At 65.0% G+C, this 13,713-nt stretch carries 14 protein-coding genes; 8 read left to right on the forward strand and 6 right to left on the reverse strand.

The genetic code is table 11. The features are described from left to right. Positions 1 to 294: 294 nt before the first annotated feature. The 8 genes from EPD82_RS08435 (at position 295) to EPD82_RS08470 (ending at position 7,706) form a co-directional block, all read left to right on the forward strand. On the forward strand, positions 295 to 591 hold the full coding sequence (locus tag EPD82_RS08435; protein ID WP_019562338.1) for a CopK family periplasmic copper-binding protein: 297 nt from the start codon (positions 295 to 297) through the stop codon (positions 589 to 591). Positions 592 to 976: 385 nt separating this feature from the next. Next, on the forward strand, positions 977 to 1,321 hold the full coding sequence (locus EPD82_RS08440) for a hypothetical protein (protein WP_141056400.1): 345 nt from the start codon (positions 977 to 979) through the stop codon (positions 1,319 to 1,321). A gap of 184 nt (positions 1,322 to 1,505) precedes the next feature. After that, positions 1,506 to 1,928: a pilin gene (locus tag EPD82_RS08445; RefSeq protein WP_141056401.1), complete on the forward strand. Its 423-nt coding sequence runs from the start codon at positions 1,506 to 1,508 to the stop codon at positions 1,926 to 1,928. 74 nt (positions 1,929 to 2,002) lie between these two features. Then, positions 2,003 to 3,922, forward strand: coding sequence for a tetratricopeptide repeat protein (locus tag EPD82_RS08450; protein ID WP_055424216.1), 1,920 nt, complete (start codon positions 2,003 to 2,005; stop codon positions 3,920 to 3,922). Then, the gene (locus EPD82_RS08455) at positions 3,909 to 4,796 is read left to right on the forward strand and encodes a glycosyltransferase family 2 protein (RefSeq protein ID WP_141056402.1); all 888 of its coding nucleotides are present in this window, start codon (positions 3,909 to 3,911) and stop codon (positions 4,794 to 4,796) included. The genes EPD82_RS08450 and EPD82_RS08455 overlap by 14 nt, the downstream gene beginning before the upstream one ends. Before the next feature lie 38 nt (positions 4,797 to 4,834). Beyond that, complete coding sequence (locus tag EPD82_RS08460) at positions 4,835 to 5,956, forward strand: glycosyltransferase family 4 protein (RefSeq protein WP_141056403.1); 1,122 nt, start codon at positions 4,835 to 4,837, stop codon at positions 5,954 to 5,956. Beyond that, a complete protein-coding gene (locus tag EPD82_RS08465; RefSeq protein ID WP_141056404.1) occupies positions 5,953 to 6,858 on the forward strand; it encodes a glycosyltransferase in 906 nt (301 codons plus the stop codon). Before EPD82_RS08460 ends, EPD82_RS08465 begins: the two co-directional genes overlap by 4 nt. Then, on the forward strand, positions 6,858 to 7,706 hold the full coding sequence (locus tag EPD82_RS08470) for a glycosyltransferase (protein WP_055424212.1): 849 nt from the start codon (positions 6,858 to 6,860) through the stop codon (positions 7,704 to 7,706). The genes EPD82_RS08465 and EPD82_RS08470 overlap by 1 nt, the downstream gene beginning before the upstream one ends. Here the strand turns inward: EPD82_RS08470 and EPD82_RS08475 are convergent. The 6 genes from EPD82_RS08475 to EPD82_RS08500 all read right to left on the reverse strand — a co-directional run bounded on the left by EPD82_RS08475 (position 7,657) and on the right by EPD82_RS08500 (position 13,629). Then, the gene (locus EPD82_RS08475; RefSeq protein WP_055424211.1) at positions 7,657 to 8,901 is read right to left on the reverse strand and encodes a glycosyltransferase family 9 protein; all 1,245 of its coding nucleotides are present in this window, start codon (positions 8,899 to 8,901) and stop codon (positions 7,657 to 7,659) included. The two genes, EPD82_RS08470 and EPD82_RS08475, sit on opposite strands and share 50 nt — an antisense overlap. Then, positions 8,888 to 9,655, reverse strand: a complete 768-nt coding sequence (locus tag EPD82_RS08480; RefSeq protein WP_055424210.1) for a class I SAM-dependent methyltransferase — start codon at positions 9,653 to 9,655, stop codon at positions 8,888 to 8,890. The genes EPD82_RS08475 and EPD82_RS08480 overlap by 14 nt, the downstream gene beginning before the upstream one ends. Next, on the reverse strand, positions 9,648 to 10,895 hold the full coding sequence (locus EPD82_RS08485) for a lipopolysaccharide biosynthesis protein (RefSeq protein WP_055424209.1): 1,248 nt from the start codon (positions 10,893 to 10,895) through the stop codon (positions 9,648 to 9,650). Before EPD82_RS08485 ends, EPD82_RS08480 begins: the two co-directional genes overlap by 8 nt. Positions 10,896 to 11,020: 125 nt before the next feature. Continuing rightward, positions 11,021 to 11,992: an Rpn family recombination-promoting nuclease/putative transposase gene (locus tag EPD82_RS08490; RefSeq protein ID WP_055424208.1), complete on the reverse strand. Its 972-nt coding sequence runs from the start codon at positions 11,990 to 11,992 to the stop codon at positions 11,021 to 11,023. 60 nt (positions 11,993 to 12,052) lie between these two features. Next, entirely contained in the window at positions 12,053 to 13,351 is a 1,299-nt protein-coding gene (tviB, locus tag EPD82_RS08495; RefSeq protein ID WP_141056405.1) for a Vi polysaccharide biosynthesis UDP-N-acetylglucosamine C-6 dehydrogenase TviB, read from the reverse strand. Beyond that, positions 13,348 to 13,629 carry a DUF4351 domain-containing protein gene (locus tag EPD82_RS08500; protein WP_141056406.1) on the reverse strand — a complete coding sequence of 94 codons (282 nt, stop codon included), beginning with the start codon at positions 13,627 to 13,629 and terminating at the stop codon, positions 13,348 to 13,350. The genes tviB and EPD82_RS08500 overlap by 4 nt, the downstream gene beginning before the upstream one ends. Between the last annotated feature and the right edge of the window lie 84 nt (positions 13,630 to 13,713).

The following is a 13,713-nucleotide window of genomic DNA, read 5'->3' on the forward strand; positions in this document are numbered from 1 at the left end:
TCTCGACCACGGCACCTGAGCCGCCTCACACCGATACCGCACTTGGCGCCCAGTCGGCATCGCCATAAGCACTTGCACCGATGTGGCGATGAGTCCGCGCCCCGCCTCGGTGAGCAGGAATGCATTGAGATTGGCACACGACAATTAATCCCGATCCCATCCCGAATGGAATCTGACATATACGTAACGGCCGTCTCATCTTCCCGTCAGCGGTGGCTTCGCAGAATACATACTGTGCAGTCGCACAAGGCATTGACAGAAATGCCTTCACGTTTGATTGAAAGGAGTGTAGAGATGAAAGCCAGGATTACCGCTGTTGTCGCCGCCACCGTGCTGAGCGCCATCGTAACCCCATCGTTCGCTGGTGACGCGGCAGCGGCCAGCGCCAAGAAAATGTTCCTCCTCAAGGACGGTGGAACCCTGTATGTATTCGAGGACGGCAAGACGGCGCTGGAAGACAAGTTCGGACGGGCTATCAACCTGAAAGAGGGGCAATCGCTCGAAACGGTCGATGGCCAGAAGATTACAGCCAACGGCAACGAGGTCGCTCGACTCGATGGCCTTCTCCGTCAGGGTCATTCCGGCGGTTGACTACTCGATTCAATTCGTGAACTGCACGCCAGCGGATGTCGGGCCAACTCGTTGACCAACACGCGCTGGCGGGCCATCGGTCATAGCTGGGGCTAACCACTCGATGGTAGGCTGCGACGCTACCGGTCAATCGGCGCCGCACAAGGTGAGAGTCCGCCCTGCACTGACTGACCGGCGTTCATTGCCGAGGCCATTGCGTCCACAACAACCCGCAGGATTGCCCGGGATTGCTCAATCGTTGAGAGAGTGGGTTGGATTCCGGTCGCGTCTGCACCACCAATAACCAATATACAAAGGGTCAACCGTTCTCGGTTGGCCTTTTTTCCCGTTTGGCCACCCCGGGCCGCATGTCATAACGACGGACGCGGGTTCGATTCCCGATTCGATGCGTGGTATCATCCCACCGCCGGAAATCGCCCAGCGTGCGCAAAGCCGCCGTCCCCCTTCCGCCCACGGCCAGGGCCCCCTTACCCAGAAACCTCCCCGCCTCATGGACCTCCTCGCCCAAGCCCTCGACCTCGTCCTGCACCTGGACCGCCACCTCGGCGCGCTCAGCTGGGTGCTCTCGCTCAGCTTCGCCGGCTACCAGTTCGGCAACCTCCCCTGGATCCAGCGCAATCTTTCCGCCGTCATCCTTGGCATCATCGTCGTCTCGCTGCTGCCCGCCGCCATCGCCTGGCTGCGCGAGCGACGGCCCGCCGCCGCCCGTCGACATCAAATTTTGATGTAGCATGAACCCGCCCACCCGCGGGCAGGCGTCACGCCCTCCCGCTTCCGCGATTCAACCCATTGAATGAAAAAGAAAAACAAAAATTCACCCGCGCCCCCTTTACTCCCCCCCTTGCATCGCGCTACCCTAGTCTTGCCGACGCACCCGTCGTGCGCATCCTTTCCAACCAACGAGGAGCATCACCATGAAACGCATGCAACAGGGCTTCACCCTCATCGAGCTGATGATCGTCGTGGCGATCATCGGCGTTCTGGCGGCCATCGCGCTGCCGGCGTATCAGGACTACACCAAGCGTGCCCACGTCTCGGAAGGTCTGGCGCTCGCCGCCGGAGCCAAGGCATCGGTCACGGAGTACTTCTCCTCGCAAGGGAAATTCCCGAGCAGCAACGTGTCGGCAGGACTCGCTAACTCTACTGACATCAAGGGCAATGCCGTCAAGAGCGTCGCGGTCGGTGAAAATGGGCTGATCACCATCACCTACAATGAGAAAGTCAAGGATGGTGCAACCCTCCAATTGAGCCCAACCAGCGGCGCGGGTGGCGTTCAATGGAAGTGCAAGGCGGGCAAAGACCTCGATCCAAAATGGCTTCCTTCCGTTTGCCGCTGATCCTTTCCTGATTTTTTCCTGACGACCCCGGCGCGGCTTCCCCGCTGCGCCGGGTGTCTTTTCGACCCGAACGCATGCCTTCCTTCCGTGGCCATTCCCTGCCGGCGATCGCCTTGCTCGCCGTCCTGCTGCTCGCCTACGTCTGCCTGGAACCGGGGCTGACGGGCGGTTTCCTCTTCGACGACGCGCCCAACCTGCAGGATCTCTCCGCCTACGGCGGCGTCACCAACTGGGAGACGTTTCGCGCCTTCGTCTTCGGCGGCTGGTCCGGGCCGAGCGGCCGGCCGATCGCGCTGGCTTCCTTCCTTCTCAACGACAACGCCTGGCCCTCCGACCCGGGCTCCTTCAAATACACCAACCTGATGCTGCACCTCCTGGCCGGCGCGCTGCTCGCCTGGGCCGCGCTGCAGCTGTGCCGTTTCTACGGCCTCGACGAGCGCCGCGCGCAATGGACGGCGCTGTTCGGCTCGGCCGCCTGGCTCTTGCATCCTTTTTTCGTTTCCACCACCCTCTATCCGGTGCAGCGCATGACGCAGCTGGCGGCGATCTTCGTCTTCGCCGCCCTCGTCGCCTACCTGCACGGCCGCCGCCTCTTTCCCCTGCGCCCGCGCGCTGGGCTCGTCTGGATGGGCGCATCTCTCGCCTTGGGGACCGTGCTCGCCACCCTCAGCAAGGAAAACGGCGCGCTCCTGCCGCTCCTCGTACTGGTCGTCGAATTCTGCGCCCCGCCGGGGCCGCCGCGCCTGCCGCGCGCGTTCCGCGCCCTCTTCCTCTGGCTGCCCAGCCTCGCTGTTCTCGGCTATCTGCTGCGACAGATCGATTTCACGCCCGGCCTCTGGCCCGACCGGCCGTTCGATCAGCCCGAGCGCCTGCTCACCGAAAGCCGCATCCTGTGGGATTACCTGGGCAATCTCTTCCTACCGCGCATCGAGGGCAGCGGCCTCTACCGCGACAACATCATCATTTCGCGCGGCCTTTTCGACCCGCCGGGTACCGCCTGGGCGATCGCCGGACTCGCCGCCCTCCTTGCCGCGGCGTTCCGGCTGCGGCGGTGCGCCCCCTTCTTCAGCCTGGCCGTGCTCTTTTTTTTCGCCGGCCACCTGATCGAATCCACCTGGCTCGGGCTCGAACCCTATTTCGAGCACCGCAACTACCTGCCCGCGGCCTTTCTCTTCCTGCCGCTCGCCCGCGGCCTCGATCGGCTGCGCCAGCAGGTTTCCGCCGCCACCGTCGCCATTTCCGCCCTGGCGATGCTTGGCACGCTCGCCTTTCTCACCCACCAGCGCGCCACCCTCTGGGGCGATGCCGAACAGCTGGAGCTCTACTGGGCGCTTGCCGCGCCCGATTCCCCTCGCGCCCAGAACGCGCTCGCCCATTTCTACGCCCGCATGGGAGATGCGGCGCAAGCCGAAACGGTCATCACGCAGGCCATCGCGCGCCTGCCGGACAGTCCCCTGCTGACCATGAGCCGTCTGCTGCAGAAGGTCTATCTCGGCACCGCCACCCCCGAAGACTTCACCTGGGCCGGCGAGCGCCTCGTCCGCCAGCCTTTCGATGCACAGGCCGTCATGGCGCTGCGCACCCTGGTCGACCAGGCCCTGCGCCAGGATCGACCTGGCTGGTATCGCTCAGCCACCCTGACGCTGATCGACCGGCTTGCCGAAAACCCGGCGTTCAACCGCTTTCCGCTGTTTCTGCGCTTCATCCCTTATCTGAAGGCGCGCCTGCTGCTCGCCGACGGTCGCGTCGACGAAGCCGAAGCCCTCTACCGCGAAGCGATGCGGCGCTACGCCAACATCGATTCCTCCATGCAGATGGTGGCCGAAACCGCCAATGCCGGCTACTACGCCCACGCCGCCCGTCTGCTGGACGACGCGGAAGCGCTCTATCGACAGCAGCCGGAAACGAGTCTCAAATTTCCGCGCCGTATTTACGATCAGGAAATCGCGCGCATCCGCGCCCAGCTGGAAGAAGGGATCCATGCCCAACCCTGAGCTTTCCCTCATCCTCCCCGCCAAGAACGAAGCCGCCGCGCTTGGCCCGCTGCTCGCGCGCCTGCGCGAGCGCTTTCCCGAGGCCGAGCTCATCGTGGTCGACGACGGCTCCACCGACGGCACCGCCGACATCGCCCAGGCCGCCGGCGCGCGCGTGGTGCGCCACCCCGTGTCGCTGGGCAACGGCGCCGCGGTGAAGAGCGGCGCGCGCGCGGCCACGGGCGAAGTGCTGGTCTTCCTGGACGCCGACGGCCAGCACGACCCGGACGACATCCCGCGGCTCCTGGCCAAGCTCGACGAGGGCTACGACATGGCCGTGGGCGCGCGCGATGCCACCTCGCAGGCAAGCCTCGGCCGGGGGCTGGCCAACCGCCTCTACAACCGCCTTGCCGGCTACGTCACCGGCCACCGCATCCCGGACCTCACCTCCGGCTTCCGCGCCGTGCGCGCCGCCCGGTTCCGCCGTTTCCTCTACCTGCTGCCCAACGGATTCTCCTACCCCACCACCATCACCATGGCGTTCTTCCGCTGCGGCTACCCCGTGGCCTACGTCCCCATCCACGCCGCCAGACGCATCGGCCGCAGCCACCTCAAGCCCTGGAAAGACGGTCTGCGCTTTCTCCTCATCATCTTCAAGATCGCCACCCTCTATTCCCCCCTGAAGCTCTTCGCCCCCCTCTCGGCGCTCTTCTTTCTCGCCGCCTCCCTGTGGTACGTCCACACCTTCGTCAGCATCGGGCGCTTCACCAACATGAGCGCGCTCCTCTACACCGCCTCGCTGCTGATTTTCCTCATGGGGCTGGTGTCGGAGCAGATCACGATGCTGATGTACAGGGATGACGCTCAGTCGGACTCAATGGGTGGCGACGCGTAGATGCGCATCGCCCGTTGCTGCAGGAGGCTCGAAAACGCATGAGCATACCGCGCATCCTGCTCGTCACCCGCAACCTTCCGCCGCTGCTGGGCGGAATGGAGCGGCTGAACCTGCGGCTGGCCGCGGCGCTCGCCGAACGCGCCGAAGTGCACGTCGTGGGGCCCGGCGGGGCCGAAGCGTACCTGCCGCCGGAAGTCTTGCTGCACCCGGTGCCGCTGAAGCCGCTTCCGCGCTTTCTCGCCAGCGCTTTCGCGCGCACCCTCATGCTTGCACGGCGCCTGCGGCCCGAATGGATCGTGGCCGGCAGCGCCCTCACCGCCCCCATGGCGCTTGCCGCCGCCCGCGCCTCGGGCGCGCGTGCCGCCGCCTACGCCCACGGGCTGGATCTAGCCGTGCCGCACCCCCTCTACCGCGCCCTGTGGTACCCGGCCATCCGCCGGCTCGATCGCCTCATCGCCAACAGCCGCTACACTGCCGGCCTGGCCCAGGCGCTGGGCGTGCCGCACGATCGGCTCGCCCTCGTGCATCCCGGCGTCGACCTCCCGCCCCCCGACCCGCAGGCCCGCGCCCGCTTCCGCGCCCGGCACGGACTGGACGAGCAACCCGTGCTGCTCTCCGTCGGACGCCTGACGGCGCGCAAGGGCCTGCGCGAATTCGTCACCGAGGTGCTGCCGCGCATCGTCGCCAAGCAACCGGACGCCGCGCTCGTGGTGGTGGGCGACGTGCCGAAAGACGCCCTGCACGCCCAGGCCCAGACGCCGCAGGCCATCCTCGACGCGGCCCGCCGCTGCGGTATCGAGCACGCCCTGCGCTTCACCGGCCCGCTCTTCGGCCCCGCGCTCGATGAAGCCTGGTACGCCGCCGACCTCCACGTCTTCCCCGTGCGCGAACTCCCCAACGACCCCGAAGGCTTCGGCATGGTCGCGATCGAGGCTGCGGCGCACGGTTTGCCCACGGTGGCCTACGCCACGGGCGGCGTGGTGGATGCGGTGGCCGACGGCGTGAGCGGGCGGCTGGTGGCGCCGGGCGATGCCGCCGCCTTTGCCGATGCCGTACTGCGATTGCTGAATACGCCTTTGGACGAAGCGGGCATCCGCGCGTTTGCCAAAGGGTTCGCGTGGGAGGTGTTTGGGGAAAGGGTGGGGCAGGTTTTGCGATGAATTTGGCCACCGTCACCGTCACCTACAACCCGGACCTCACCCTTCTCGACGCGCAGCTGCGCCAGTTGCCCGCCGACGCGCTGCGTGTGGTGGTGGACAACGCCTCGGCCCCGGACTTGCGCGAGCCGCTGCGCGCGCTGTGCGAGGCGCACGGCGCAGTGTTCATCGCCAATGCCGAGAACCTCGGCCTCGCCACCGGCCTCAACATCGGCGCGCGCAAGGCACTGGAACTGGCGCCTGATCTCGCCTACCTGCTGCTGCTGGATCAGGATACCGAACCCGGCCCGGACGGTGTGCAGAGTCTCGTCAAAGCCTATGAAAACGTGCTGGAACGTGGCGATCCGCCCGGCTGCGCCGGCCCGCGCATGGTCGATGCCCACACCGGCCTGCAACACGGCTTTCACTGTATGACGCGCTGGCGCTGGCAGCGCCGCTTTCCGCCCGCCACGCAGACCGAGCCGGTGCGGCTCGCCAACCTGAACGGCAGCGGCAGCTTGATTCCCGCCCCCATCTACCGCGAACTCGGCGGCCTGGACGATGCGCTGTTCATCGACCACGTGGACACCGAATGGTCGTTCCGCGTGCTGGCTGCCGGCCATGCCTTGTACGGCATTCCGCAGGTCGGCTTTCTCCACCGCATGGGCGAAGCCAGCGTGCGCTTCTGGCTGTTCGGCTGGCGCGTGTGGCCCAGCCGCTCGCCACGGCGGCATTATTTTCTGTTCCGCAATGCCGTCATCCTGATGCGGCGGGATTACGTGTCCAGCGTGTGGAAAGCCTGGGCGGTGATCAAGCTGCTCGTCACCTTCACCGTGCATGCGCTGTCCGACCCTCGCCGCAAAGCGCAAATCCAAGCCATGCTGCGCGGCCTGCGTGACGGACTCGCAGCAAAAGCGGAACGCTGATGCGCCGCCCTGTCATTGGCCTCACGCTGCACTACCGCCACGCCGCGCTCACGGATCGCTGCGTGCAGAGCCTGCTCGCCGACGGGGCGGATGCCGTGCTCATCTGGGACAACACGGGCGACGGCGGCACGAGCGCCGAGGGCATCAGCGTGTGCCGGGACCAACCGGATCGGGTAGTGCTCGAGGAGTCACCCACCAACCTCGGCTTTGCCGCCGGCGTCAATCGCGGCATCGAGGCGATTCTCGCCCGCTGGCCGCAGGCATGGGTCTTTCTTCTCAACAACGATGCCGAAGTGCTACCCGGCGCCATCGACACGTTGCGGCAGGCGCTGGAGGCCAAATCCGATGCTGTTGTGGCCTATCCAGGCATGCAACAGGGCGCCGAGATATTCGGCGAGACGTTTTACCAACGTCATTTGGGTTTGTTCACAAAAAAAGCGCTGCCCGGGTCCATTCGTTACCCCAGCGGCTGCGCGCTTTTGATCGCCCCCGAGCGGATCGACTTGCCGCTTTTCGACGAGGATTTCTTCATGTACGGCGAGGACGTGATGCTCGGCGCCCGCCTTGGACCGCAGCGCATGGCGCACGTCACGGAGATTCTCGTCCGCCACGCCGGCAACGCCGGCAGCGGCCAGGGCTCCACCTTTTACGAAGAACGCATGGTCACGGCGCACTGGCTGCTGGCGCGCAAACTCGCGAAGAATCCGCTCGAACTCGGCCTTTTCTCTCTCGGTCGCGCACTTTCCTTGCCGGCGCGGGCGCTGCTGCGCGCCGTGCGCCACCGCAGCCTCGTGCCGCTCAGCGCGCTCTGGCGGGGCTGGCGTCTGGCTTTTCCCCGCTGCCGATGACGGCTTCGTTTGCGAGCAGGTTTTCCACTGCGGCCCAGACGTTCTCTGGCGAAATGGCCGCAATGCACGGATAAGGATCGTCGCCTTCCGCCTGGTAACGGCAGATCCAGTCGCAGCCGAAGCAGTCCATTTTGGCACTGACCACCGTCGGCAAGCGGCCAACGGGCGCCTCATGGGGGTCGTAGGGAAAGCAGCGACCATAATGCCCACCGCCAACGATCACCACAGCGGGGACGCCACAGGCAGCGGCAAGATGACAGACAGCGGAATCGTTACCCATCACCAGGCGGGCATGCGCGACCGCCGCCACCAAACCCATCAAGTCGGTGTTTCCGGCAAGGTTGACGACGCGCTCGCCGCACGTGCGGGCGATGGTTTCCCCCAAGTGGCGCTCCGCCTGAGTTCCGACCACGACGCACCGCCACTCCGGGCGGGCGGACAGGATGCGCACGATTATTTCGGTAAACCCGGCAACTGGCCAAGTCCTGTATCCGCGGCTCGCTCCGGGGGCGACGACGAAATACGGCCCGTCCAATGGAGCATCCAAGCCCGCTGCAAAATCCGTCGTCGGGCGGATCGCCGCCGGCTCAATGCCGATCGCCTGCAAAAACGCGCGATGGCGCACGCTCTGGTGCACGCCTGGCATTGCCGGCAACAGATGCGCGTAAAGCTGGCGATGCCACCACCGATCCAGCCCTGGTCGATCGGCAAACACGGCATCGAAGCCCCAGGCAGGCGCACCCAGGGCACGCACGCAGGCATCCTCGATGATGGCGTCGCGGGGATAAAAGTCGTGGTAGGTAACTTCGACGCCTAGTTGGCGCAAATGGCGCAATTTCTGGGCACGGTAAGAAAAATTGCGAAGGAATGCCTCCCGGTCGATGCCAATCAATTCGCAGTCGGGAAAGTGCCGCTGTGCCAGAGACAACACGGCTGCATTCAGCACCAGGATGACGCGCTTGTCATCCTCGAAAAGATGCCTCGTGAGCGCCTGCCCATAAGGCAGCCACAACACATAATCTCCAAGCAACCTGATATGCAAGATAGCGACGGCATTCGCACCGGGTTGCCATTTACACCGCCAAAGCGTCAGCGTATCGAACAGGCCGAAGGCGAAGAATTCGATGAGGCGTTTGGTTTTGCGCCAAAAAAGGCGCAGGGTTCTGCGCACGGAGATCGAGTCAGCGGCGAACAAGGGCTTCAATCTCCCAATCGAATATCTTTGGAATGGGCCGCAGGTCGAGCAACAAGCATAGGGATTTATGCAACAGACCGTGCAAATGCCAGCGGCCACGATTGAGCAGGCGCAATAAAGCGCGCACCGGATGGCGCCAGGACCAGAACAACAGAGGCGGCCGCTGGATGAACTCGATGTCGGCGACGCGGAAACCGGCTGCTTCCAGCACCTGCGGCAGCGAACGCTCGTTGAAATGCACCACATGGGTGAAATCGCCAAAGAGATGAGGCCCTGCTAACAAACAGGATGCATTCGGCACCCTAAGACTGAGATAACCACCCGGCTTGAGTACCCGGTAAAACTCGCCCAACAAGGGGATGGTGTGTTCGCGGGGAATGTGTTCGAGCACGTGGTGGAACAGGATGAGATCGACGCTTTGATCCGGCATCTGCGCGAGATGGTCGCGAACATCCGCATTCACGATGGCAATTTCCTCCGGCAGGCTGCGGCGGGCGATCTCAGCCAATTGCTTTGACAGTTCCACGCCGACCAGATTGCGGTAGCCGCTCTCCCACAGCAAGCCGAGCAGATAGCCGGTTGCGCACCCCGCATCGAGGATGTGTGCATCTTTGGGAATGCGGTCCAGCCAGCGCGGTAAACGGTCAAGATGAAGTTCGTTGACCACCTGATAAGAAACGTGCGCGCGATCAGCACCACCGTCTTTGTATTGCCGCTCGTAGTTCTGAAACAGTATTTCGGAAGGATCACGCATCAGAAAGCCTCTTTGACCTCGATAGGATGACGGCCGCCAGCAGCGCAAGGAGCACCGCTTCGACCAGATAGGATGCCGTTGCCGCGCCGCGCAGACCGGCCGCCGGCACCAGCCACAGGTTGAACAGGATGCCGGCCACGCCGCTCACGAGATAAATCGCCGTCAACACCGACTGGCGCCGCTGCTGCGCCACGACGGCATTGAGCAGGTTACGCACGAGCTGCAAGGCCGGCAGCAGGGCAAGCAGCATGACGAGGTGCGTCGTGTCCTCGAACCCTGCACCCAAGATGCGCGCGACCCAGGGCGCGAGCAGCACCAGCACGCCGCCGCCCAGCACGGCCGCCGCGCACAGGACGGCGCAGACCAGCCACAGTTGCCGCGCCGAATGCCGTCCGGCATAAAGACGCGGCCATAACGCTTCCTGCAAGGCTTGCAACGGCAGGCTGGCGAGATCGATCACCCGCTGCGCGACGCTGAAATTGCCCGCCTGCCCGTAGCTCGCCCGGGCGAGGAGCGGTTTGTTGAATTCAGCCTGCAGGCGAAACGACAGCGCCCCGATCGTGAAAGGGAAACTCTCGCGGGCCATCGCCCATGCGCGTTTCTTGGGCCAGATCGGCGCATGCTGGGTCACCAGCCGTCGCGCCAGCACGAAAGCGTAGAGCGCGCTGGCCATCGCATACACCCACAAACAACCCACCGCGCTGGCTTGGCCCGCGGCGGCATAGAGCAGCAGCCCGATCAGGCGGGCAAGCATCAGCCCCGTCAGGATGGCGCCGAAAGCGCCCACCCGATGCCGGGCCTGCTCGACCCGGGCGGCGAGTTCGACGAAAGAGGTTGTGCCGACATCGGCCAAGGCAAAGGCCGCGAGTGCGGCCAGCGGCACACGGGAAGGCAGGCTCCAGGCAAGAAGCGCCGTGGCCGCCAAGGAAGAGACGAGCATCGTCGGCCACCACAGCGCGAGCGCCATGCCCAGTTTCCGGGGCAGCTCTGCCGGCGCGCAGGCGCCGTCTCGCAGCAGCAGTACGGCCAGCCCCAATCCGGCGATGGGCGAGAAAAAACCGCTCACCGCCTGGGCCGTGACGAACAGGCCGTAGCCGTCCACCCCCAAGAGACGGGCGAGGAGGACGACCATCACCGCCTGCGCCGCGGTACGCAGCATCAGCCAGCCAAACAGCCCGCCACTCGCGCGCAGGTAGGCGCCGGGGCGCCAGCTCAGGAGGCGGAGCAGGATGGAGGGCATGATTGCCGTAGAGAGTGTGCATTGCCCGTGGCGTGTATCATGGCGGTCATCCGACGCGAGCAAGGTCGATCATCGCCCAGAGGAGGGGGCTGGATGAGAAGGATGACGGATGGGAAACGGAGCATTCATGCCCCGAACACTTCCTCCAGACGCTGCGCGTCGAGCACGCGGTCGGCCCAAGTCTCGAGCTCCTCGCTCGTGGCCGAGCGCAGGCGCTGCTGCGCCCAATCGGGCAGCGGCCCGAAACGACGGGTGAGCTGGCGTTGCAGCAGAAGGGATTCGCCTTCGAGCTTACCTTTCTGGACGCCTTTTTCCAGCCCCTGCTGTATCGCCTTCCGGGCGACTTCCTCTTCCCACTGCTTGAATCGTTCGGCCAGTTGCATGGTGATTTCCCCCAGGTCATGGGCTTCGGGTACGTCCAGTTCCGGACGCAGGTCGCGCAGTAGATATTCTCGAATCCAGACGGTGAGAAGGCGTTCGAGTTCCGCATCGCCGGCAAACCAGCGGTGCAGCACCGCGGTGAGCCGGGCCAGGTCTTGCGGCCATTGCTGGCGCTTGAGCCGCATGGTGGCCGCGACCACGTTCTTCAGCCCAGCGAGCGTCTCGTCACTATAGGCGTTCTCGTCGATGAGCACGTAGGCCAAGCGCGGCAGGTACTTGGCGAGCGTCTCGGGCGGGTTTTGGGGCAGGAGCTCGGCGAGGTCGGTGGCCGCACTCCAGCGTGCTTCGCCGGTGTAGAAGACGATGGGCAAAACCGGCGGCAGGCGTCTGCCCTGGATTTGTCCGCCCTTGATGAGGTCCTGATAGAGCAGCCCGACGTAGGTGAGGAGGCGCACCGCCATCCAGGGGTCGACACTACTCTGGAATTCGATCAGAAGATAGAGGTAGAGCCAGTCTTCGCCGGTCTTCACCCGCCAGATGACGTCATCGGCGCGCTCGCGCAGGTCGTCGCTCACGTAGCTGGCGGGGACTTTTTCCAGGGTACTGAAGTCGAGCCGCCCCAGACCTTCGGCGGGCAGGAACCCTTCGATGAGGTGCTGCACCACCTTGGGCGAGGAGAAGAGATGCTTGTAGCTCGCGTCGTGACGGGCATTCATGTTTGCCATTGTAATACGGGTTGCCACGTAACGCACGTGCGCCCAGGCTCGATCAAAAGCTCACAGCCTGCCCTCCACCGCCTCCCTCGGCAGCATGTGTTTCACGTCATACACCACCCCGCCCGCCTTCAGCCACGTCCGGATCGCCCCTGCTCCCATCTCGCGGTATTGGCGGTGCGCCACGGCGAGCACAATGGCGTCGTAGGTGCCGAGCTTTGGCTTCAGGGTGAGTTCGAGTCCGTATTCGTGCCGGGCTTCTTGCGGGTCGGCCCAGGGGTCGTGCACGTCGACGTTCATGCCGTAGTCTTGGAGTTCGGCGATGAGGTCGATCACGCGGGTGTTTCTGAGGTCGGGGCAGTTTTCCTTGAAGGTGAGCCCGAGCACGAGCGCGCGGGCGCCTTCGACGGGGCGGCGGCGCTTGATGAGGAGTTTGACCACGCGCCCGGCAACGTAGGCGCCCATGGCGTCGTTGAGCCGGCGCCCGGCGAGGATGATCTCGGGGTGGTGCCCGACTTCTTGCGCTTTGTGCGTGAGGTAGTAGGGGTCGACGCCGATGCAGTGCCCGCCGACCAAGCCGGGACGGAAGGGGAGAAAATTCCACTTGGTGCCGGCCGCTTCCAGCACGGCCTGGGTGTCGAGGCCGAGCCGATCGAAGAGGATGGCGAGTTCGTTGATCAGCGCGATGTTGACGTCGCGCTGGGTGTTTTCGATCACCTTGGCGGCTTCGGCCACGCGGATGCTGGGGGCTTTGTGCGTGCCGGCGGTGATGATTTCGCGGTAGAGGGCGTCGACGCGCTCGGCGGCTTCGGGCGTGGAGCCGGAGGTGACTTTCTTGATGGTGGGAAGGCGGTGCTCGGGGTCGCCGGGGTTGATGCGCTCGGGGCTGTAGCCGACGGTGAAGTCGCGGTTGAAGACGAGGCCCGAGGCGCGCTCGAGCACCGGCACGCAGTCTTCTTCGGTGCAGCCGGGATAGACGGTGGATTCGTAGATGACGAGATCGCCCGGCTTGAGCGCCTGGCCCACCGTGTGGCTCGCGGCCAGCAGCGCCGTGATGTCGGGACGCTTGTGCCGGTCGATGGGCGTGGGTACCGTGACGATGAAGACGGTGCAGCGCGCGAGTTCGGCCGCATCGTCGGTGACGCGGAGGTGGCGGGCGGCGGCGAGTTCTTCGGCCGAGACTTCGCGCGTACGGTCGAGCCCGCGGCGCAGTTCTTCGATGCGTTCGCGCTTGAGGTCGTAGCCGATCACCGGGCGGCGCTTGCCGAATTCGACGGCGAGCGGCAGGCCGACGTAGCCAAGGCCGATCACCGCCAGAGGGGCGGCTGGAGAATGGGGTTGGTCAGTGGGATGTGCGTTCATGGAGCAAATACGTCTTCAAGACGCTGCGCATCGAGCACCCGGTCAAGCCAGGTTTCCAGCTCGTCAGGCGTGGCATGCTGCAGGCGCTGCTGCACCCAGCCGGGCAGAGGGCCAAAGCGGCGCGTGAGCATGCGCTGCAGCGCTAACGCTTCGCCCTGCAAGACGCCTTTCTGCAGCCCCTGTTGCAATCCTTTTTGCAGCCCCTGTTGCAACCCCTGTTGCAGCGCACTCTGCTCGCGCTGGCGGATTTGTTCTTTGATGCGTTCGGCGAATTGCATGGTCACTTCCCCCAGGTCGTAGGATTCGGGCACGTCGAGAGAAGAGGTGTCTGTAGCTGGCGTCGCGTCGGGCGTTCATAAAGC

Origin of the sequence: Tepidiphilus succinatimandens, assembly GCF_006503695.1 — a bacterium.
Lineage (GTDB): Bacteria > Pseudomonadota > Gammaproteobacteria > Burkholderiales > Rhodocyclaceae > Tepidiphilus > Tepidiphilus succinatimandens.